Below are 21579 nucleotides of genomic sequence, written 5' to 3'. Positions count from 1 at the left end.
TTTATGAGCCATTAGCTCAGTTGGTAGAGCATCTGACTTTTAATCAGAGGGTCGTAGGTTCGAATCCTACATGGCTCACTTTCATATAAAATTTCAACCTCTTTCTACACTTTGTAGAGAGAGGTTTTTTTGTGGTTAGTAGTGTAAAAAAATAAGGGATCCCCTATACTTTTCAAGGGGTATTTTTAATAGAGTGCGTAACTTTGTATAACTACTGATAAATTCAATTTGAACAATAGTGTAGTACTTACTTTTGTTGCAACTTTGTTCTCTATTTAAGTGTTTAATATTTTGTATAAATATTCAGAATTTTGTGGGGTTGAGCCAACATGATTCTAGCATTTACAATATAGGTAATACACAAAGGGGGAATAAAATAATGCATAAATTAAATGTTTCATTAATAGGTGTACCAATGGATCTTGGTCAAACACGTCGTGGGGTTGATATGGGACCAAGTGCGATCCGATATGCGGGCGCTGTAGAAAGATTAGAAGCAATGGGCTATGAAGTGATAGACGAGGGTGATATTGAGATTGGGATATCTGAGCGTGAGGTATCAGCTGATACAAACTTACGAAATTTATCAGCTGTAACTGAAGCCAGTACAAAGCTTGCAAATAAGGTACATGATGTCGTTTTACAAAATCATTTTCCGCTTGTGCTTGGTGGAGATCATAGTATTGCAATAGGCACACTTGCAGGTTTATCAGACCATTATGAGAATTTAGGAGTTATTTGGTATGATGCACATGCAGATTTGAATACAGGTGATACTTCACCATCTGGTAATATTCATGGTATGCCACTAGCTGTAAGTATTGGACTTGGTCATGAAAAGCTGGTAAACATTCGTGATTATGCTCCAAAAGTGAAACCTGAGAATATTGTAATTATAGGTGCTCGCTCGGTGGATCCAGGGGAACGTGAATTAATAAAAGAAAAAGGAATTAAAGTGTACACCATGCATGAAATTGATAGAGTGGGAATGACTAAAGTTATTCAAGATGCAATTATTTATTTGAGAGGGAAAAATGTAGATGGATTGCATTTGTCACTGGATCTAGATGGAATAGACCCGCTTTACACGCCAGGAGTTGGGACGCCTGTTCCAGGAGGTATTACATATCGTGAAAGCCATTTAGCGATGGAGATGTTATATGAATCAGAAATGATTACCTCAGCTGAATTTGTAGAAGTAAATCCAATCCTAGATGAAAAAAATAAAACAGCAGATGTAGCAGTTGCTTTAATGGGATCGTTATTCGGTGAAAAATTAATGTAATGTAAAAGGACGGGCATGCCCGTCCTTTTATAATTGCTGAAAAGTTTAGGTTTTTTTGAAATGGGAACTTATTGGCAAGTAATTAAGTCCTGAAAAGAAGAGTTTCTTATGAATTTGAATCATTTTTACTTACATATTTGTTATAATTATGGAAGAAAGATTTTTTAGAGCTTTAAAAAATTTTTTTCAAAAAAATGAAACTTACATTATGGGCGACTCGTATATAGAATAACAGCCGCATGGGCGGAGGGAAATCACAATGGACGCATTAATCAACAAGAGAATAAAACAAGTGCTGAAAGGCGATCAAAGTGCGTATTCTGATATTGTGAGCCTCTACCAGCAAAAGCTGTACCAAGTTTGTTATCGCATGCTTGGCAATCAACATGAAGCGGAAGATATAGCGCAGGAGGCATTTGTCCGTGCGTATATTAATCTTCATACTTTTGATTTGAATCGAAAATTTTCGACTTGGCTGTACCGTATAGCGACGAATTTATGTATAGACCGTATAAGGAAGAAGAAACCGGACTATTACTTAGATGCACAAGTTGCTGGAACGGACGGTCTAGATATGTATTCTCAAATTTCCTCATCAGATAGGCTGCCTGAGGAAGAAGTAGAAAGAATGGAGCTGCAGGAGCGAATTCAATATGAAATTAGCCAGTTGCCAGACAAATATCGAACAGTCATTGTCTTAAAGTATATAGAGGAATTGCCATTGCAGGAGATTAGCGAGATTTTAGATATGCCACTTGGGACAGTCAAAACTCGAATTCACAGAGGGCGTGAAGCTCTGAGAAAGCAATTAGGCAATCTGTAGGAGGGATTTCACTATGAATGCGTGTCCAAAACATATTGGTGAATACATGCATGAATATTTAGATGGTGATATTAGTCGTGAACATGAAATCGAGCTAAAAGCACATTTGCAAAGCTGTGATAACTGTCGACAACATATGCAGGAGCTAAATAGCACAATTGCCTTTGTCAAAAGTGCTGCCGTCGTTTCAGTACCTCTGGATTTCAAGCAAAACGTTATGGTTCGTCTACCTAAAGGAAGATCAGGAGCCGGTGTCCAAAGATGGCTACGTCGCCATCCTATATTTGTTGCAGCAGCAATGTTTTGTATCTTAATGAGTGCCTCGCTTCTTACAGGCTTTAATGATAATAAGGAATTTTCAGTGACCAAACAGCCAAACTTAGTTGTAGAGGGGCAAACAGTCATCGTACCTGAAGGGAAGACTGTGACAGGTGATATCGTAGTCAAGAATGGGGATATCCTTGTAAAAGGTTCGGTAGATGGTAATATCACAGTGATTAATGGTCAATATATGGCTTCAACAGCAAATGTCACAGGTCAAATAGATGAGATTAATCAAGCATTTGAATGGCTTTGGTATAAAATTAAAAATGGTGGAAAAGAAATACTTTCATTTTTAGGGAAAAACGAATAAAACAAATGAAAAAGTCTACTGTTTGAGGTAGACTTTTCTGTTTCATCTAAGCAAGTAAAGTAAGAGTTGTGCTATACTGAACACATATGCACTCGCTAGAAAAGTGGGGGATCCACATGTCTTTTATTAATGAAATTACACAATTTACCGACAATGTATGGATTAGAATGTTGATGAACATTCTGGACATTCTTTTAGTATGGTTTGTTATTTATAAAATTTTAACCTTAATAAGAGGAACAAAAGCTGTCCAATTATTAAAGGGAATATTCGTCATCATTATTATTCGTATTATTACTGTATATGCAGGCCTTAATACACTGGGATGGATGATGCAACAGGTTATCAATTTTGGTTTCCTCGCTATTATTATCATATTCCAACCAGAGTTACGTCGAGCACTAGAACAACTTGGTCGTGGTAAGCTATTTGCTCGTAGTAATTTACAAGAAGATGAAGAGCGTACACGCTTAGTAAGCGCGATGTCAAAATCCGTTAGTTACATGGCGAAGCGACGTATTGGAGCGCTTGTTTCTATCGAACGCGAAACAGGTTTGAATGATTATGTAGAAACAGGGATTCCGATGTTCTCTGAAATTTCGTCTGAATTACTAATTAATATCTTCATACCTAATACACCATTACATGATGGAGCAGTAATCGTTCAAAAGAACAAAATTGCAGCTGCAGCTTGTTATTTACCATTATCAGAAAGTCCATTTATCTCGAAAGAACTAGGTACACGTCATAGAGCCGCTATAGGTATTAGTGAAGTGACTGATGCCATAACAATTATTGTATCAGAAGAAACGGGAGCAATTAGTTTAACGGTTAATGGAGATTTACACCGTGACCTTTCAATTGAAGAATTTGAAGCGCGTTTACGTAAAGCGTGGTTTGGCCCCGAGCTAGAAGCAACAAATACCTCTAAGTGGAGCTGGAGGGGGAATAAAAAATGATGGATAAATTGATTGAAAGCCCCTGGTTTTTAAGAATTACAGCCCTAACATTAGCTATGCTCCTATTTTTTACGGTTCAGCCAAAAGAAAAAGATAGTTCTGATGGCTTTTCATCAGGGACACAAGCGGACGTGCTTCATAATGTACCCGTACAGGTTTACTATGATGATGAGAGTTTAATCGTTACAGGAGTTCCAAAAACCGTAGATGTTACGATCAAGGGTCCAATGGCCATCGTCTTACAAACGAAAGCAGTGAGTGATTATACTGTATTCGTAGATTTACGTAAGCAAACAATTGGGGAACATAAAGTAACGATTCAACATGAAAATTTTTCTGATAAATTATCAGTACAAATGGACCCATCAACAATTGATATTTCAATTGAAGAAAGGGTAACAAGAACATTTAAAATCGATCCGGAAATTAATGAAAGACTACTGGCAGAAGACTATTACGTGAAAAGTATGACAGCGAATCCTAATACGGTAACAGTTACTGGCGCTAAAAGTGCAGTAGATAGCATAAGCTATGTAAAAGCGACAGTTACTGGTGAGCAAGGACTGAAGAGTTCCTTTGAACAGGAAGCAAATGTAAAAATACTTGATCGTGAAATGAACAAATTAGATGTCCAAGTGAAGCCAGGGAAGATTAAAGTGAATGTTGACATTGGAGAGTATACTAAGGAAGTACCTGTCGTCTTAAATCAAAAAGGGACGCCAGGTAAAGATATCACGATAAAGTCATTGACGCCCATAACGAGCAAGATGACTTTATTCGGATCAAAAGCTGCTCTTGAAAATATGGAACAACTTAATGTTGATGTAGATGTATCTAAAATCAAAAAATCTGGTATCTTTAATATTGATATTGATAAGCCAGAGGGCATTTCACGGCTGTCTGAAGACAGCATAAAAGTCCAAGCTGTAGTTGAGAAAAACGAATCGAATACTGATGAAGAAGTAATTAAAGACGAAGAACAAGAGACTGACGAGAAAGAAACTTCATCAATTATAAGCTCGAAAGAATTTAAGAATGTAGCTGTTGACGTTCGAAACCTAGATGAGGACTATAGTAGCGACTTTATCACACCAAAGAATGGTTTAGTTACATTAACTGTTAAAGGTGATGAAAAGGATTTAGCAAATCTAGATATCGATGATTTCGATATATATATTGAAGCAGCAGATAAACACATTGGAAATCATAAGCTATCTATTCAAGTTGATGGACCAAGGGATCTTACCTGGTCACTTTCTAATAACATCGCTAATCTTCGAATAGAACGAATATCTTAAACGAATTTGATTGAAGGATCGTAGATAGTTTTGAAGGAGAGAACAAAATGGGTAAATATTTCGGTACAGACGGCGTCCGCGGAGTCGCCAATAGTGAGCTGACGCCTGAGTTAGCATTTAAACTCGGTCGCTTCGGTGGATACGTTTTAACGAAAGAAGCCACAGGACGTCCAAAAGTATTAATTGGTCGTGATACACGTATATCTGGACAAATGCTTGAAGGAGCACTTGTAGCCGGTTTGCTGTCAGTAGGAGCAGAGGTAATGCGCCTAGGCGTCATTAGCACACCAGGAGTGGCTTATTTAACACGTGTTATGAGTGGTCAAGCAGGAGTTATGATATCAGCATCTCATAACCCAGTCGCAGATAATGGTATTAAATTCTTCGGTCCCGATGGTTTTAAACTTACTGATGAACAAGAAGCAGAAATTGAAGCTTTATTAGACCAAGAACAAGATGATCTACCTCGCCCAACAGGTGGTGACTTAGGATCATTAAGTGACTATTTAGAAGGCGGTCAAAAGTACATTCAATACCTGAAACAGACAGTAGAAGAAGAGTTTACGGGTATCCATATTGCATTAGATTGCGCACATGGTGCAACATCTTCACTCGCAGCACACCTATTTGCAGACTTAGAAGCAGATTTATCAACGATGGGTGCTTCACCAAACGGCTTAAACATTAACGAGAGTGTAGGTTCTACACATCCTGAAGACCTAGCTAAAATGGTAGTTGAAAAAGGCGCAGATGTTGGACTTGCATTTGATGGTGATGGTGACAGATTAATCGCTGTCGATGAAAAGGGTAATATCGTTGACGGAGATCAAATCATGTATATTTGCGCTAAACACTTCCAAGAAAAAGGACGTTTAAACAAAGATACAGTTGTATCTACGGTTATGAGTAACATGGGTTTCTATAAAGGTCTAGAAGAACATGGTATGCAAAGTATTCAAACTGCAGTAGGTGACCGTTATGTTGTAGAAGCTATGCGCGAAGGCGATTACAACTTAGGCGGAGAGCAATCAGGGCATATTGTTTTCCTTGATTACAACACAACAGGTGATGGCTTACTAACAGGTTTACAACTTGTTAATGCGATGAAATTAACAGGTAAAACATTATCTGAGCTAGCAGCTGAGATGACGATTTTCCCTCAAAAGCTAATTAATATTCGTGTAACAGATAAATACGCTGTTACAAAAAATGCACAAGTAGCGGCAGTAATTACTGAGGTAGAGCAAGAGATGAATGGTAATGGTCGTATTCTTGTTAGACCATCAGGAACTGAACCATTAGTTCGTGTAATGGTCGAAGCATCGACAACTGAGAATTGTGAAGCTTATGCAGAACGAATTGCAGCCGTTGTAAAAGAGGAAATGGGATTAACTGAATAATAGAAGAAAAAGGGCAAGCATATTTCGAGATGCTTGCCCTTTTTGTATTTTAAATCATATTAATTTAACTAACTTCTTAATCTCATAACTCGAAGTTTATCAATGGAGTAATGTATAATGCTATTTTTCGTAGAAATAGTAGTACTAATCACCAGCCTACGTTGAAATTAAATGTTAATGTTTAATTTACTTCAAATGTGGAATAGTTTTAGTGTAGGGTTGATAATGTACCCTTATTCAACAAACAACTTAGGAGTGATTGGAAATGGCAAAAGTAGCAACAGTCATAACGAATATGTTTGAAGATGTGGAATTTACGGATCCTGCAAAAGCTATGAGAGACGCTGGACATGAAGTATTTACAATTGAAAATGAAGTAGGCAATCAAGTAGAAGGTAAGCATGGTGAAAAGGTGAAAATTGATTACGCCATTGATAATGTGGAACCAGAAGATTTTGATGCATTATTTATTCCAGGTGGATTTTCACCGGATTTACTAAGAGCTGATGATCGATTTGTCAATTTTACAAAAGCATTTATGGATGCAAGAAAGCCTGTATTTGCAATATGTCATGGTCCACAATTATTGATATCCGCGAAGACTTTAGATGGCCGTGGGGCAACTGGCTATAAATCTATTCGTGTAGATATGGAAAATGCGGGAGCGATTTATAAAGATGAGGAAGTATTCGTATGCCAAAATCAATTGGTAACAAGTCGTACACCCGATGACATACCAGCATTTAATAGAGAATTACTAAAATTATTAGATAAATAATAATGAACTAACCGTTAATGTATACACATTAACGGTTGATTTTATGAAAGTGGGGAACAAAAGGTGCAATTTGAACGTATAATATAGTGGGAAATATTATTTTTCCTTGTAAACCTTTTCAAAGCATGTTTCTGATTGACTATGAATAGTGATTTAAGTATGATGAAGGTGCTGCTGTATAGAGAATTAATCTTTATACTAAAATAGTAGCTGCGCAGAAGGAGAAATCAAAAGTAGCGCATAAAACAAAGGAAAACAATTATAGCGCCAGCGCTGAAGAAATTGGACGACATAGATCTTCAGCAGACGAGGTGGAGGAGTATCGAAAGTTTCGGCGGATGCCTCCCGATCGCCATTGCCCGATCGAAATTTTGCTTATAAAACGTTTGAGTAATCGAACGGACAAAGAAGCAAAATGGCAAAGACACAGCAGCATAAGAATGTTTCCCCGACTTCTTAGGAAGACGAGGTATACTTTCTTGCGGCTAATTTTGCAAACTTCGGAGGAATTTAATATGTGTGGAATTGTTGGATATATCGGCTTTATGGATGCGAAAGAAATCCTTTTAAAAGGCCTTGAAAAATTAGAATACCGTGGATACGACTCTTCAGGAATTGCACTTCGTAATGAAGCAGGGATTACAGTCTTTAAAGAAAAAGGACGTATCGCTGATTTACGTGCAGTAGTAGAAGAAGACGTTCTAGCTAACACAGGAATTGGTCATACACGCTGGGCAACTCATGGCGTGCCAAACCAACTAAATGCGCATCCACATCAAAGTGCATCAGGTAGATTTACACTTGTGCATAATGGTGTTATTGAAAATTATCATTTATTGCAAGAAGAATTTTTACAAGGCGTGGACATGAAATCCGATACAGATACAGAGGTTATTGTGCAGTTAGTTGAAAAGTTTGTGATTGATGGAATGACTACAGAAGAAGCATTCCGTCATACATTAGCTTTACTACACGGTTCATATGCTATTGCTTTACTTGATGCAGCTGAAGAAGAAACAATCTTCGTCGCTAAAAATAAAAGTCCGTTACTAGTAGGTGTGGGTGAAGGTTTTAACGTCGTGGCATCTGATGCTATGGCAATGCTACAAGTAACAGATCAATTTGTAGAACTCCATGACAAAGAAATCGTAATCGTACGAAAAGAAGCGATGACGATTAAAAACCTAGATGGCACAGTAATAGAACGGTCTCCATATACAGCTGAGTTAGATATGAGTGACATTGAAAAAGGCACATATCCTCACTACATGTTGAAAGAAATCGATGAACAACCAAGTGTTGTTCGCAAAATCATTCAAGCTTATGAAAATGAACAAGGTGAACTGGCTATCGACCCTGCAATTGCAGAAGCATTGCACGAAGCAGATCGCTTATATATTATTGCAGCTGGCACAAGTTATCACGCTGGTTTAGTAGGTAAAGAATACTTCGAGAAAATCGCACGTATTCCAGTTGAAGTGCATATCTCAAGCGAATTTGGCTACAATATGCCACTACTATCTGAAAAACCTCTCTTTATTTTCATAACACAATCTGGTGAAACAGCAGATAGCCGCCAAGTATTAGTGAAAATTAAAGAGCTTGGTTACCCAACGTTAACAATTACAAACGTACCTGGTTCAACACTGTCACGCGAAGCAGATTACACAATGCTCTTACATGCAGGTCCAGAAATCGCTGTAGCCTCTACTAAAGCATATGTAGCCCAAGTAGCGGTATTAGCAATTGCAGCTTATGTAGAAGCAAAATCTCAAAGAATTGAAGTAAACTTCGACCTGAAAAAAGAGTTAGCTATCGTGGCGAATGCAATTCAGTCAATTGTCGATTCAAAAGAGGTCTTTGAAATAGCATCTAAAGACTATTTATCAACAACACGTAACGCATTCTTCATCGGTCGTAATATCGATTATTGTGTAAGTGTAGAAGGTGCACTGAAATTAAAAGAAATCTCTTACATCCAAGCTGAAGGTTTTGCTGGAGGAGAACTAAAACATGGCACAATAGCTCTTATTGAAGAAGGTACGCCAGTAATAGCACTTGTTACGCAAAAATCAGTTAGCCTGAACATCCGAGGGAATGTTAAAGAAGTCACAGCACGTGGTGCAAATCCATGTATCATCTCTATGGAAGGTATGGAACAAGATGGCGACGCTATTGTCCTGCCACAAGTACACCCATTACTAACACCACTTATGTCAGTAGTACCATTACAGCTTATAAGCTACTATGCAGCACTATACCGCGGTTGCGATGTAGATAAACCACGTAACTTGGCTAAATCAGTTACGGTTGAGTAGGAAATTGTTATTATAAGGATGAATTGTTGCTTTATAAAAAAGTTTGATTATTTGTAATAAAGTTTGATTAAAATCATCTCACCTCTTTAGATTTTTGGAGGAGAGATGATTTTTTTGTTGGATATTTATGTTAATATCACTATAAAGATTGTGAAGAAATGTACTTAAACTAACGGGGCAGTTTAGTTGAAGAAGGAGATTTAAAATAATCATACTCTTCTTAAAAGAAGAATCAAAGAAGTATTTCATACATAAAAAAGCGAGGTATTTGACAATTTAATCGTCAAATACCTCGTATTTTGGAACAATACTTTTTAACAAAATGATTAATGAATATATTTAGAACTTACAAGATCATTTTTTAGGACACCGGTTGGGATTTCGAATTCTACTATACCCATATAGCCTTGTGCTACTTCGTATTTATCGAAGGAAATAACAAGTTTACCTTTATCTGAAATATAGAATTGTTGATTAGCTTTAATAGTTGTAAATTCATCTATAACTTCTTCATCAGGGTGACCTCCTCCTTTTACCCAGTACGTTTTATCTGGGTCGGATGCAGCTTGTTCACGCATTTGTTCAATAATGTTTTCACTGATCGTTTTAATATAACTATCGTCTTTAAATAGCATCGGTAGTGTAATTAAAATTTCATTTTGTTTATCAATTGTATCGTAGTGCATAGTTGTAGAAGATGATCCAACTGTATTGGCGGTATAACGGCCAATTGATAAGATTTGGTCAGTAACTGTTTTGATTTCATAACCACTATCAATCCCTGCATGACCGCCTCCAATTTCCTTTACATAATCAACCTCAGAAATAAAGTCATCATAAAGAGCCTTACCTTCTGAACGGTATTTTTCATTTAAAGTATTGGCAAGATCTTTATTTTCTAAGTTTTCAATAGAAGGTACTTTAATGTCAGCATCATATGTGTCTTCTTTAACTTCATATTCAGTCCATGTTAAAACTTTTACGATGCTGCCAACAACAGGAATTTCTGAAAGTGTTTGTGCCATTGCAGGACTGACATTTAAACTAGCTGTAAAAAGCATTGCTGCCGCTGCAGATCCAAGTAACCATAGTGGTGCTCGGTTTTTTCTCTTCTTTTTGCCTTGCTCTAGTGCGTTTTCAACCACAAAATCAAGCTCTTTTGGAATGGGTACCTCATTATATTGCTTTTCTATTTCTTCTAATTTTTCATCCATGTGTTGTTTCTCCCTTCACATCTTGCAATTGAATTTTTAAGAGTTTTAACGCTTTATAAAGGCGAGTTTTGGCTGTACTCAACTTAATGTTTAGGATATTGGCTACATCAGCGAGCTTTAAATCTTCAAAATAGTGTAAAATGACAACTTCACGATACATTTGAGGTAACTCGTCTAACGCATGCTCTAAATCAACGTCTTCGTAGACATCCTCTTGTGCAGGTGTTAAATATTGCAATGTATCATCGTCTGTCACATGTAAGCGTTTATGCTTACGTAAAAAATCAATGGAAGTACGTACGACGATTTTATAAAACCAGCTTTTCATATACTCGACATTTTCTAGTCGATCGAGAGAAAGCATTGCTTTTTGAATACTGTCTTGTACAACATCAAGTGCGTCCTGTTCATTTTTCGTATAGTTATACGCGAGCAAATAAAAACGTTCTTTCTGTTCACGAATAAACTGGACAAATTTCTCTTCATGTTGAAATGCATTTCTTGTTTTCATGTCCAAAGAAGCTCCTTTTTAACATTTTCAAATTGTATACAACTACTAGACGTGTGAAATGAAGAAAAAGTTGATAGCAATAAAAAACTTACCCCAATATGAGATAAGTTTTATCATTCCAAAGTAGTTACATACCAAAACAAAATAAGCCCGTATTCAAACAACGTTTATAAACAATAAGACCCCTTGGTACGTTGAACGTATCAATTAAAGGAGCTAATATGATGGTACTAATAATTTCAAAATGTATGGCTCTTTTTTCTTTATTGAACTAACGGGGCAGTTTAGTGGAAGAAAGAATTTGATTTTCATAACCAAAAATTAGAGTATAAACTCAAAGTCTTTAGTAATAAGGCTATAACCTGCTAATGCAAAAGCAATAACCAATGAGATAATTCTTAATATTTTTAATATTCCTTCTCCCTCCATTTAAATCACATCATTGTGAAGCCATATATGCTGTTGTTCTTAAGTGTGTCTTCTTTGGTTACGGGGTTTTTGGAACTAAAAGCAAAACGGAAAACAAGTGCAATAATTTCTATCATTGCTGCAGCATTTGGATTTTTTGTCGCCATTTATACTTTTTAAGCTAATGGGTGCTTTACTTCAAGAAGGAGTGAAGCCTTTTTCTTATTGAACTAACGGGGCAGGATAGTTTAAGAAGGTGTTTCTTCATTCAATAAAGAATTTGATGTAAGGGGTGAAAACATTGAGTAGAATTGAATTTATTCGAAATGAAGAGAAGAAATATCACGATTATTGTTATGATAAATATAAATTATTTGTAGAAGGTTCTTGGTTACACAAACCTGTAAAAACGGTAACCGATTTATTACATTTATTTGATGGTAAAGAGAACGTAAAAGTCCTAGATTTAGGTTGTGGGGTCGGTAGAAATAGTATTCCGAAAGCTGAAGTAATCAAGAGTAAAAACGGTAAAGTTGTTTGTGTTTATCGGAAATAATTCTTATTGATGACTTAAAGTAGAGTCAAAGGTTAATTACAGCTCATGAATCGGGAGTAAAAATAAGATTGCAAAAAATTTTTAAAAATAACAACGTAGGTTTAAGAGTATTTGAAAAAACAATCGACCGAATAGATCGAATGATGAGAGGGATGGGAAAATGAGCGATACAAGGACCAAATTGATGCTGGATTTGCAAAGAATTGAGAAGGATGAGTATCAGTTACGCGAAGGTGAGCAGCATCAAGATTTCTTACCTTTGTTACTTCAATATATTGGCGATCCTCAGCCAGAATTACGGGATAACCTGATTTATCCGATGTTTTATATGTGGATTAAGGAAGAGAATAGGTTCAGTGGAGAGGAGCTGCGTAGTCTCTTAACTGTTCTGACTGGTGAAAACCATTTGTTCTATAATATTGGCAGCGAGGATGATCAGTCAGTTTTTACAAGGACGTTCTCTGCCTTGCCTATCGCTTTGATTGTGCAACGCCACAGACAGAATCCGTTTTTCAATCTAGCCGAAATTGAGCAATTAATGCATGCAATGCTACGTTATTATAAAGAGGAGAAGGATCTGCGGGGTTACCTTTCAGTAGGAGGCTGGGCTCACAGCGCGTCTCACGGTGCGGATGTTTTTGTCGAGCTGGTGCAGTGCGAGGAGAGCAGCGTCACACTGCTGCGTGAGGTTCTTGTCGCTATTTCTGGCATGCTTCATAATGGTAGACACATTTTTAGCGATGAGGATGATGAGCGGTTGGTCAACATCGTGGATACGATGATTGACAAAGAGTTAGTTCCACATCAAGAAATCGCTGATTGGATTAACGGCTTAGCGCAATGCTGCAATTTGCCGAGAAGTCGCAGTCAGGTGATTGCTCGCGTGAACAGCAAGAATTTTTTACGCAGTCTCTATTTCAGAAGGGGACAAGATAGCCGAGGGAATGAGCTTAATACTGTCATGCTTGGTACTGAGGCAAAATTGAACAGGTTTTCTATCAGTTAAAGGATTAGAGTAGCGGTCCCAAAAGCCATGGGAGATATCATAGAAATAATCAAACTTTTTTATAAAAGAATGATTCAATAAAATATATTAAGAGCGTGTTTTGATTAATCTTTTTTAAAAAACATGCTCTTTCTTTTTGCTTGTTTATCAAGGCTATTAGTATTAATTTGATTAATCTTTATTATAAATATACATTTATATCAATCTTACGATTTGACCTCGTTCTTTTTCCTGTCTTTTTTTCTGGCTCTTTTATCACTCGCCCGGCTTCTCTCTCCATTTTTCCTTATTTCACTTCCTAACTTTACTCTTGGATACAATCATTTTGTTCTGGATATAAAAGTGTATGAAAACCGGTAGGGGAGTAGGCTGAAAGCGATTAAAATTTTCATAATTGGGCATACTATATTAAAAACGGAGCTATAGTCGATGGGATATAAAGTGAAAATGACATCAGAGGAGTCGAAAAAAATTATGCAAGGTTGCAAGATCAAGGGGGAAAATACGAATTACCAGGGAATAAAAAAATCAAAAGCTATAAAAAAATAACGAATTAAATGGGGAAATAATCATTGGCGTTTTATATGTATTTAGAATGCTTGTCTAAAAAAGTGGGATTCCTACTAATAATTTATTAGAAGTAGAAAAAATTTCTTTGAATTATAAAGCCGATTTATATGTAATGAGGGGCTAACTCGTATGCTGGTTGGGGTACTACTTGGAAGAAAACATTTATAAGTTGGGCGAGGGAAGTTATTGAACCTTACATAGTTGCTGGCAATACCGCTTCCGATACAAAGAAGCACAACGAAACATTAATAAGTTGTTTTGTAGGCATCATGACTTCAGTAATGGAGGTGCTGAATTGCATATAAAAGATACTCCGTCTTCTATTGTGTAGATTTATAATAAAGTTTGATTAAAATCCTGTATTAAAATAAATAAAAGACTACTGTTCGATTTAAATGATCCACGATATAATGGTGAGAGTTTGTTCTTAGTAAATATTTCTATAAGCAGTGAGGTAGTATATGAAAAAAAGAACCACAGACATTATTTTTATCATTATTGGTGCGTTTATTTTTGCGTTAGGTGTTAATTTATTTGTTATTCCGAACGAGCTTGGTGAAGGAGGAGTAACTGGTATCACGATTATTACCTATTATTTATTTGAGTGGTCACCAGGTTTAGTCAACTTAATTCTGAATGCATTTTTGTTAATAGTCGGTTATAAATTTTTGAATAAAATAACAACGATTTATACGATTATTGCTGTAGTTTCGAACTCGCTTTTTCTTCATCTGACAGAAAGCTGGGATATTGCTTCTAATGAATTGATGGTAAATGCCATTTTTGGAGGAATATTTGTAGGGTGCGGGATTGGCCTAATCATTCGGGTTGGGGGAACAACAGCAGGTACTACAATCTTAGCAAGGATAACACAAAAGTATTTAGGATGGAGCATCAGCTATGGTCTATTGTTTTTTGATTTAATAGTTGCTTTTTCATCTTATTTTATCATTGGTGCGGAAAAGCTGATGTTGACAATTATTATGCTATATGTAGGCACGAAAGTAATGGAATTTGTAATCGAAGGCTTGAATCCGAAGAAGGCCATTACGATTATTTCTGATAAACCGAATGACATTGCCAAACAGGTGACTACATTAATGGACAGAGGGGTAACCGTATACTCAGGTCATGGTTATTACACAAAAACCCCTAAGGAAATTCTTTATATTGTTATTAGTAAGCAAGAAGTTATAAAGTTGAAACGGATTGTTCAATCTACTGATCCGAGTGCTTTCATCGCTATACACGATGTTCGTGATGTGTTCGGAGAAGGATTTATTGATATTTCTAAAGCTTAGTAAGAGGTTGTTTTAAAAGGGGTATAATTTGTAGAGTTGGTATTAGATAGATACAAAGTTTGATCAATCTTTATAATTAGCTTATACAAATAATTGCTCAAATAAAAAAGGCTCAAGAACTTTGATACGTTCTTGAGCTTTTTGGCATTTCCTAAAAGATCATTATGTAAGCATATTTTCTTGGTGTCATGAAATCAAATGGGGAGACTCAATTATTTCTATTACAGCATAACCCACCACTTCTTCTTCTATTTTGCTACTAAGATTTCACTATTAGCCCCTTCTAATAATTCGTAAAAATAACTTTGTGGAATAACTTGATCTACTGCTTGAAAATAGGTGGTAACGCTTTGGAATGTTCATCCTGTCATTCTTTAACAATGATATTAACAGCATTGAAATCTTTTATATCAGCATTAACAACTCTTATATCCATTGAGTTTTTTTATTTAACAAAAATAATTTATCCATATTAACGCAAAATTTTTTTGTTATAATATACAATATGATGTTTTTTTAGTAAATAAAGGGAGTGTTAATATGATGAAATTGTGGTGGATAACTAGTCTATTTTGGTTAGTGTTATTTGCTGCTACAGCAATATTTATTGGGGTTAGAAAAGTAGATGGTTCTGGCGTAGAACAAACACCGGAATTAAGAATAGTAGCATTAATTGTATTGGGAGTTGTTTTCGTTTTTATTTTATTATTTCAATTACTTCTTCTATACTTTGCCCGAAAAAACAAAAAAATATCTACCCAATAATAAAAAAGCACCCAAATTCACCTAAAGCTACAGAACTTAAAACTCTTAAATAAAGTTGCAATGTTTTTGCCTTAGATTATTTTTCTAAGGTTTTTTTATTTAACTAAACCAGATAATAGCTTATGGATAAATATACTTAAACAAACGGTGCAGGTTAGTTCCATAAGGAATGCGTAAGTTTGTATTAGAAACACAAGGGGATATAGAAATGATGAAAAAAGTAAACACAATGCTTAAAAAACAGTTATTTAAAATTCTTAATTTCAAAAATTTAGGAGGAATTTAGCGAAAAGAATAGAATAGAATAGACACAGCAAAGAATAGCGGAGTTTAGAAAATCTTTTCAACTTCACCGTCCTAAATGCGCCTAGAGGATGGGTGTTTAGTTCTAATAATATATTTGAGTGGTTTTAAAAATTGGTGATGCTATCGAATATTCAAAATAATAATCATTACATACCGATAATACTGCGTGGTTAATTCTCAACTTACCATGTCTAGTCCACACACAGTAAAAACTGTTGGTATATTTCATATCTACAGTTTTGGTATGTTGATTGACTTTTGAAAATATAATATTTCGATACTACTAAATATAAAAATTTTAGTACTAATTATTATGTTCGTATTTAATACAGAGATTAAAATAAATTGTTTTTTACAATAATTTATTTGGGGGATGCTTATGTGGAAGATGTTAAGGACTTTTTTAATCCTAGAGAAATCAAATAAAAAAAATATTTTTGCTTGTATTATCGTTGCATTATTTGTTTTTGGCTTAGTTTTATTTGTGAAAACTGAGGATTTAGGAAACTCAGTCATAGAAAAATCGGGTGAATATCAATCGCTTTCTTCAGCTTTGAATAGATTTCAAAATGTAGATGCTACTGATAGTGGGAATGGTAGTGACTTGTATAAGAACTTAGTACTTCAGCAACAATTTGTAGCTAAGCAACGTATGGCACTAACAATGAATCTACCAGAATTGTTTTTGGATACAGCAATAGACCTTGCAAATTTAAGAGCTCAGTCATTTGATATGGAGGGGTTTGATGATGTCGCGATTTATCTACCTTCGAAAGTAGAAAATCAATTGGGTAGTGTATTTTATCAATATATGAAGGAAACAGGGATTTTACTAACTATTGATTCATTATCTTTCTTTCAATTTCTCGCTTACCTATTTGGTGTGTTAGGTTCGGTTTGGTTTATTTTCATGTGTATTTATTCATGTGGAATCATGATAGAAGAATTCCAACATACATCTCTGATTAAGGGTTATCCTATAGCTTTTGATAAATACGTTGTAGCTAAATGTACTTCATCGATGCTCATAGTAGGTGTATTTCTTCTAGAGTTATTTGTTTGTAGCCTGCCATTGGTTTATTTTAAGGGATTAGGAAATCCTTCTTATCCTATTGCCATCTTTAATGGTATTTTTGAAGCTTATCCAATATACAAATACATAGGTTTATCTATACTTTATATGATTAGCATTGCCATTTTTGCAATTCTATTATCAGTAATTTTAAATGTTTTATTGAAGAATATGTATTTGACGCTATTTTTAGAATTGTTATTGTTTATTTTCCCTATGTTATTTCCAAATATGATGAATCTTGTTCCATATAATCCATTTAACTATTTGAACTTTCCTAATATATTGAATGGGCAGACGCTCGATCTTGAAAACCCAGTTATCTTAAATAGCACATATGGACTTCTTTATATCTGGATGAGTATTGCCATAATGGTAATTGCTGTAAAGCTATTCTTGACTACTGGAAAACTAAAAAGGGTATAGGGGATGAGATCATGTGGGCGTATTTTAAGTTTGAATTTTTACAATTTATTAGCAATAGAAAAAATATTGCAATTTATGTCATTTTACTTTTCTTCTCGTGTGATTTTGCACTAAAAATAGCTCCAACATATAACCCAATTGAAAGAGTAGATGTAAGTGAAATTGAGGCACGGTATCTAACGAGGGAAGCATTTCTAAATAATGTTGTGATTGATGAAGGGACGCACTATTTATCGAGTTTTGCGGTTTCAATATTTCAAGAATGGAATGAATATGAAGGAGAAAGATTAGAAGCTATCAAACAGCACAACCTGAAAGAGTATGCTGAGGCTACATCTAAGTGGTATACGTACGCTGATAAGTTGACTTTTCCCAATGCAATGGGTGTCCTATACTACAATCCGGGTTACTATACGTTTGGAAATATTTATGCAACGATGGACGGACACTATGCGTATTTATATTCTGCAAGTCGTTACAAAGCATATACAGAAGGGAAATCTAATTTATCTGTAAATGTTTTCGAAGAAAGGACAGCGTTACAAACATTGCAACGCCTGCTAAACTCTTATCTGCCGCTAATTCTTATTGTTAGCTGTATACTCCTCACTGTGGATATCGTGTTGAAGGATCGACGGAATCCTACATTGTTACAAGGTTTGCCACTTTCAGATTGGAGAAAGTTAATTGTTAAAGGATTAGTTTCCTTATTAGGAAGTCTCATATCGATTATCCCACTTTCTGTAGGTCTATTGATAATTGGTGGTCGAAATGGGTTTGGTGATTTTGATTTACCTGTTCCAATTTATTCTTCTGGTAAGGATGCATTTTCAAATATATTGATGGGGGAATATCTAGTTCAAAACATGCTATTCATTGTTTTTTGGTTTTTGTTCATCATTTCATTGTTACTATTTGTAAGTGTGTTGTTGAAAAACGAGTTTGCAAATTTAGTGGTAGGTTTCATGTTTGTTATTGCTGAATTTATTTACTTTGAAAGAGGGCTTGGTGCTGTTTGGAATGTTCAATGGTATCCAACGAGCTATGTTCAAGTAGGACAAATAATTTCAGGGTATCGGAACTTTCTCTATGGCTCTGAAACACTCACTTTTGGAAGTGGAATCTTGGTAATGGGATTGTGTACGTTTATTTTTCTGGTCTTCACTTTCTTGATAAGTAATCAAAGAAAATTTAAGCTACTTTAGTTTAACAGAGATGGAGGAAAGTTATGATTGAATTAAAAAATATTGCTGTTCAGTTTTCGGGGAGAGACATTTTAAAAGACATCTCTGTAATGTTCAATTCAGGCGAAATTATTGGTTTGGTAGCTCCCAATGGAACGGGGAAGTCAACGCTTATGAATGTCATCATGAATTACATCAATCCAAATACTGGAAAAGTCATTTTAAATGATGAGTTAGAATATACAAATAAAAAGAATGAAGTGAAAATGCATCAATTAGTATCCATGATGCCTGATCAAAGTGACTTATATAATCAGATTTCTGGAAAAGAGCATCTAAAAATTTATTCCTCAATGTGGAATAGTAATCCAAAATTGATCGACAATACGATACAAGAACTAGGAATGGCATCATATATACATAAGAGTACAGGGACGTATTCTTTGGGAATGCGCCAAAGGCTGTGTTTTGCGATGCAAATTGTATCAGATACCCAAGTCATGTTAATGGACGAAGTGATGAATGGGTTGGATCCTACTCATGTTGAGCTTATTTCGCAAATACTAGTTAAAAAGAAGTCCGAAGGGAAAACGATTATTGTAGCTTCCCATTTATTAGAGAATTTAGAGAAATATGCGGATCGTATTTTCTTTATAAAAAATGGAGAGTTAATACTTGTTAATAGCATATCTCCAGGGTTTGAAGAAAGAGAAATCACAATAGTTCGAATATCAGAAATGACCGATAAGTTAAAAGAAGAGATTTCAAAAGAGTTTCCAGAAACAAAAGTGCAATCATTGTCAAACGGCACTACTTTACTAGATGTCCGCGGATATGATTCAGGTGAATTAGGAAATATTTTAGCATTTCTTAAAGAGAATCAAATAACAGAGTTTAGTTTTGGGAAAGTAACATTAAATGATTTGTATTCAATGTTTTATCAAGAAGAATGAGGTTAGATGAAATTTAGACGTTTATAAATAGTTTAACCATTTTACTCCTTTGGATAGAAATATCTAAGGGAGTATTTTTATATTTAATAAAAAAAGAACATCTGTATTTAAAAGTGAATGAAGAAAAGAACGGTTCTCTAAAAAGGTTGCTGACGAGTGTTTGTGCTCATCGACAACCTTCTTTTAATGTTTGATTATATATTTTCTTTTATTCACTTAGCTTCATTCACTGTTAAAGCAGGTCTCGTAAGTGAAAATATTGCACATAGTAAAGCTATAATAACAATTGCTCCTCCAACGGGTGCTGTACTTGTGACGGTACCTGTTTGTTCCAGTACAATACCTCCGATTGCAGATCCTAAAGAAATCCCTATTTGCAAGGCAGAATTGTTAAAGCTTTGCTGTATATCAGAAGTATTAGGATCCGTTTGAATAAGATAATTTTGTTGAGGTGGAGCAAGACTCCAACTTAGTGCGCCCCATATCATCATGACCACTAGGAATAGGAAAAGCGAAATAGTCGAGTAAGGGAGCAAAAATAATACTAAGGCGAAGGAGCCAATAACCAGTAAAATACTTTTAGGTGCCCCTAGCCAATCTCCAAGTGCTCCCCCAAATGCCCCGCCAAATACTGCTGAAATACCAAACAGTAAATAACATATGCTGATCCAATATTGGTTAAGATTTAAAGTGGATTCTAAGAAAGGAGTGAAATAAGCATAAATTGTGTAATGCCCTGCTAAAGTAAACATTGTTGCAAGATGTGCACTAGCAATTTTAAAACTTCCAAGTGCCTTTAGTTGTACAGATAGCGGCTTAACATCTCCTTCTGTAGGTATCGGTTCTAAAAATGTGTGAATGAGAATCATAGATCCGATTGATAAGAAACCAATCCCAAGAAATATTACTCGCCATCCAAAAGCATTGCTAATCAAAATACCAAGAGGTACTCCTAAAACAAGTGAAGAACTAATCCCCATATAAATAACGCCTATAGCTTTAGATCTATGAGCAGGCGAAACAATTTTTGCTGTAATAGTTAGCGATAGTACAATAATTAGTGCAGTACTCATTGCAGTTATAACCCTTGAAACCATTATTAAAGAAAAGTTAGGACTAAAATATGTCATCAAATTCCCAATGAAAAATATAAATAGTGCAATAAGATACAAACGTTTCCTTTCAATTCTTGCGGTTAGTGTAAGAAGTATAGGCCCAGAAATAGCGAATACAAGTGCAAATACGCTAATAAGCTGTCCTGCGGTACCAAGAGTCACATTTAAATCATCAGCGATAATTGGTAATATTCCACCTACAATTAATTCAACGAGTCCTACTGCGACAGTAGAAGCTGCGAGTATAAAAACTTTAAAATTCATTATAAAATTCTCCTTTTCCTACTAAATTGATAAAATAGAATACTTAGCTATTGACGGTAAAAGTAAATGAATTACTTTCCAACTTTACTCATCAATGATAAATTGTCATTATATTCATCTCCGAATTACTCTTCACAAATTGGTCATCACCTAATATTGGAAAACAAAAAAACTCCTGACTACAAAAAATGAAAAGACATTTTCTGTAATCAGGAGTTTACGGTTCCTGGTAGAGACCCTCAAGCCGTATTATTGAGGTTATACATATAATTTCAATTAATTTCTAAGAAAATTTATCTGTTTTTCAGATTATCACACCATTCGTTATTACTCAAGCATAAATTTCACATCATTCGACACGAGTATTGATAATAACATTAGAAAATTGCGCTAAATAAGGATGTTTCCATTCCAAATCTGACAAGTATGTTAC

The 21579-nt window shown here is 35.2% G+C and carries 18 protein-coding genes, 1 tRNA gene, 1 pseudogene and 1 riboswitch; of the genes and pseudogenes, 17 read left to right on the top strand and 3 right to left on the bottom strand.

The genetic code is table 11. From position 1 onward, the window contains the following. The first annotated feature begins 5 nt into the window (after positions 1–5). From BK137_RS12185 to glmS, 9 genes are all read left to right on the top strand, one after another. Positions 6–78 (top strand) — tRNA-Lys (locus BK137_RS12185). Positions 79–379: 301 nt separating this feature from the next. Continuing rightward, entirely contained in the window at positions 380–1285 is a 906-nt protein-coding gene (rocF, locus tag BK137_RS12180; RefSeq protein WP_038186584.1) for an arginase, read from the top strand. 259 nt (positions 1286–1544) lie between these two features. Continuing rightward, positions 1545–2108: an RNA polymerase sigma factor SigW gene (gene sigW / locus BK137_RS12175; RefSeq protein ID WP_038186582.1), complete on the top strand. Its 564-nt coding sequence runs from the start codon at positions 1545–1547 to the stop codon at positions 2106–2108. Positions 2109–2121: 13 nt separating this feature from the next. Next, positions 2122–2742: an anti-sigma factor family protein gene (locus BK137_RS12170; protein ID WP_038186576.1), complete on the top strand. Its 621-nt coding sequence runs from the start codon at positions 2122–2124 to the stop codon at positions 2740–2742. Positions 2743–2858: 116 nt separating this feature from the next. Continuing rightward, entirely contained in the window at positions 2859–3701 is an 843-nt protein-coding gene (gene cdaA, locus BK137_RS12165; protein WP_038186573.1) for a diadenylate cyclase CdaA, read from the top strand. After that, positions 3698–4999 (top strand): CdaR family protein, encoded by a 1302-nt coding sequence (locus tag BK137_RS12160; protein WP_051448751.1) that lies wholly within the window; start codon positions 3698–3700, stop codon positions 4997–4999. The genes cdaA and BK137_RS12160 overlap by 4 nt, the downstream gene beginning before the upstream one ends. Positions 5000–5046: 47 nt before the next feature. After that, positions 5047–6399 carry a phosphoglucosamine mutase gene (gene glmM / locus BK137_RS12155; RefSeq protein WP_038186571.1) on the top strand — a complete coding sequence of 451 codons (1353 nt, stop codon included), beginning with the start codon at positions 5047–5049 and terminating at the stop codon, positions 6397–6399. 265 nt (positions 6400–6664) lie between these two features. Further along, positions 6665–7177, top strand: a complete 513-nt coding sequence (locus BK137_RS12150; RefSeq protein WP_038186569.1) for a type 1 glutamine amidotransferase domain-containing protein — start codon at positions 6665–6667, stop codon at positions 7175–7177. Between the two features lie 515 nt (positions 7178–7692). Then, positions 7693–9495 carry a glutamine--fructose-6-phosphate transaminase (isomerizing) gene (glmS, locus tag BK137_RS12145; protein WP_038186566.1) on the top strand — a complete coding sequence of 601 codons (1803 nt, stop codon included), beginning with the start codon at positions 7693–7695 and terminating at the stop codon, positions 9493–9495. A 326-nt stretch (positions 9496–9821) separates the two neighbouring features. Here glmS and rsiV read toward each other — a convergent pair whose 3' ends face one another. Together rsiV and BK137_RS12135 are read right to left on the bottom strand one after the other, a co-directional pair. Beyond that, positions 9822–10709 carry an anti-sigma-V factor RsiV gene (rsiV, locus tag BK137_RS12140; RefSeq protein WP_038186563.1) on the bottom strand — a complete coding sequence of 296 codons (888 nt, stop codon included), beginning with the start codon at positions 10707–10709 and terminating at the stop codon, positions 9822–9824. After that, entirely contained in the window at positions 10702–11220 is a 519-nt protein-coding gene (locus BK137_RS12135; RefSeq protein ID WP_038186561.1) for an RNA polymerase sigma factor SigV, read from the bottom strand. The genes rsiV and BK137_RS12135 overlap by 8 nt, the downstream gene beginning before the upstream one ends. Positions 11221–11676: 456 nt before the next feature. Between BK137_RS12135 and BK137_RS23000 the strand changes: the two genes are divergently transcribed. From BK137_RS23000 to BK137_RS12090, 8 genes and pseudogenes are all read left to right on the top strand, one after another. Beyond that, on the top strand, positions 11677–11808 hold the full coding sequence (locus tag BK137_RS23000; protein WP_081730110.1) for a DUF3953 domain-containing protein: 132 nt from the start codon (positions 11677–11679) through the stop codon (positions 11806–11808). A gap of 121 nt (positions 11809–11929) precedes the next feature. Beyond that, positions 11930–12172, top strand: a pseudogene (locus BK137_RS12125) (class I SAM-dependent methyltransferase); the annotation flags it as partial. 172 nt (positions 12173–12344) lie between these two features. Next, a complete protein-coding gene (locus tag BK137_RS12115; RefSeq protein ID WP_038186555.1) occupies positions 12345–13190 on the top strand; it encodes a DUF2785 domain-containing protein in 846 nt (281 codons plus the stop codon). A gap of 1031 nt (positions 13191–14221) precedes the next feature. Continuing rightward, complete coding sequence (locus BK137_RS12110) at positions 14222–15061, top strand: YitT family protein (RefSeq protein WP_038186554.1); 840 nt, start codon at positions 14222–14224, stop codon at positions 15059–15061. 540 nt (positions 15062–15601) lie between these two features. Then, on the top strand, positions 15602–15826 hold the full coding sequence (locus tag BK137_RS12105; protein ID WP_051448750.1) for a DUF3923 family protein: 225 nt from the start codon (positions 15602–15604) through the stop codon (positions 15824–15826). Positions 15827–16511: 685 nt separating this feature from the next. Beyond that, complete coding sequence (locus tag BK137_RS12100; protein ID WP_038186552.1) at positions 16512–17630, top strand: hypothetical protein; 1119 nt, start codon at positions 16512–16514, stop codon at positions 17628–17630. Between the two features lie 11 nt (positions 17631–17641). Next, positions 17642–18835: an ABC transporter permease subunit gene (locus tag BK137_RS12095; RefSeq protein WP_038186551.1), complete on the top strand. Its 1194-nt coding sequence runs from the start codon at positions 17642–17644 to the stop codon at positions 18833–18835. Between the two features lie 23 nt (positions 18836–18858). Next, positions 18859–19767 (top strand): ATP-binding cassette domain-containing protein, encoded by a 909-nt coding sequence (locus tag BK137_RS12090; RefSeq protein WP_038186549.1) that lies wholly within the window; start codon positions 18859–18861, stop codon positions 19765–19767. Between the two features lie 212 nt (positions 19768–19979). Here the strand turns inward: BK137_RS12090 and BK137_RS12085 are convergent, their stop codons facing one another. Continuing rightward, the gene (locus BK137_RS12085) at positions 19980–21146 is read right to left on the bottom strand and encodes an MFS transporter (RefSeq protein ID WP_038186547.1); all 1167 of its coding nucleotides are present in this window, start codon (positions 21144–21146) and stop codon (positions 19980–19982) included. A gap of 186 nt (positions 21147–21332) precedes the next feature. Continuing rightward, positions 21333–21432: riboswitch (purine riboswitch) on the bottom strand. Positions 21433–21579 lie beyond the last annotated feature (147 nt).

It is taken from the genome of Viridibacillus arenosi (assembly GCF_001955655.1).
GTDB classification, from domain to species: Bacteria; Bacillota; Bacilli; order Bacillales_A; family Planococcaceae; genus Viridibacillus; species Viridibacillus arenosi.
The sequence above is the reverse complement of the archived record's forward strand: the minus strand, read 5'-3'. Positions and strand labels throughout refer to the sequence as shown.

Excerpts from the sequence above, each read along its gene's own strand:
- rocF (WP_038186584.1), top strand. The coding sequence starts at position 380 with ATGCATAAATTAAATGTTTCATTAATAGGTGTACCAATGGATCTTGGT.
- sigW (WP_038186582.1), top strand. The coding sequence starts at position 1,545 with ATGGACGCATTAATCAACAAGAGAATAAAACAAGTGCTGAAAGGCGAT.
- BK137_RS12170 (WP_038186576.1), top strand. The coding sequence starts at position 2,122 with ATGAATGCGTGTCCAAAACATATTGGTGAATACATGCATGAATATTTA.
- cdaA (WP_038186573.1), top strand. The coding sequence starts at position 2,859 with ATGTCTTTTATTAATGAAATTACACAATTTACCGACAATGTATGGATT.
- BK137_RS12160 (WP_051448751.1), top strand. The coding sequence starts at position 3,698 with ATGATGGATAAATTGATTGAAAGCCCCTGGTTTTTAAGAATTACAGCC.
- glmM (WP_038186571.1), top strand. The coding sequence starts at position 5,047 with ATGGGTAAATATTTCGGTACAGACGGCGTCCGCGGAGTCGCCAATAGT.
- BK137_RS12150 (WP_038186569.1), top strand. The coding sequence starts at position 6,665 with ATGGCAAAAGTAGCAACAGTCATAACGAATATGTTTGAAGATGTGGAA.
- glmS (WP_038186566.1), top strand. The coding sequence starts at position 7,693 with ATGTGTGGAATTGTTGGATATATCGGCTTTATGGATGCGAAAGAAATC.
- rsiV (WP_038186563.1), bottom strand. The coding sequence starts at position 10,709 with ATGGATGAAAAATTAGAAGAAATAGAAAAGCAATATAATGAGGTACCC.
- BK137_RS12135 (WP_038186561.1), bottom strand. The coding sequence starts at position 11,220 with ATGAAAACAAGAAATGCATTTCAACATGAAGAGAAATTTGTCCAGTTT.
- BK137_RS23000 (WP_081730110.1), top strand. The coding sequence starts at position 11,677 with ATGCTGTTGTTCTTAAGTGTGTCTTCTTTGGTTACGGGGTTTTTGGAA.
- BK137_RS12115 (WP_038186555.1), top strand. The coding sequence starts at position 12,345 with ATGAGCGATACAAGGACCAAATTGATGCTGGATTTGCAAAGAATTGAG.
- BK137_RS12110 (WP_038186554.1), top strand. The coding sequence starts at position 14,222 with ATGAAAAAAAGAACCACAGACATTATTTTTATCATTATTGGTGCGTTT.
- BK137_RS12105 (WP_051448750.1), top strand. The coding sequence starts at position 15,602 with ATGATGAAATTGTGGTGGATAACTAGTCTATTTTGGTTAGTGTTATTT.
- BK137_RS12100 (WP_038186552.1), top strand. The coding sequence starts at position 16,512 with ATGTGGAAGATGTTAAGGACTTTTTTAATCCTAGAGAAATCAAATAAA.
- BK137_RS12095 (WP_038186551.1), top strand. The coding sequence starts at position 17,642 with ATGTGGGCGTATTTTAAGTTTGAATTTTTACAATTTATTAGCAATAGA.
- BK137_RS12090 (WP_038186549.1), top strand. The coding sequence starts at position 18,859 with ATGATTGAATTAAAAAATATTGCTGTTCAGTTTTCGGGGAGAGACATT.
- BK137_RS12085 (WP_038186547.1), bottom strand. The coding sequence starts at position 21,146 with ATGAATTTTAAAGTTTTTATACTCGCAGCTTCTACTGTCGCAGTAGGA.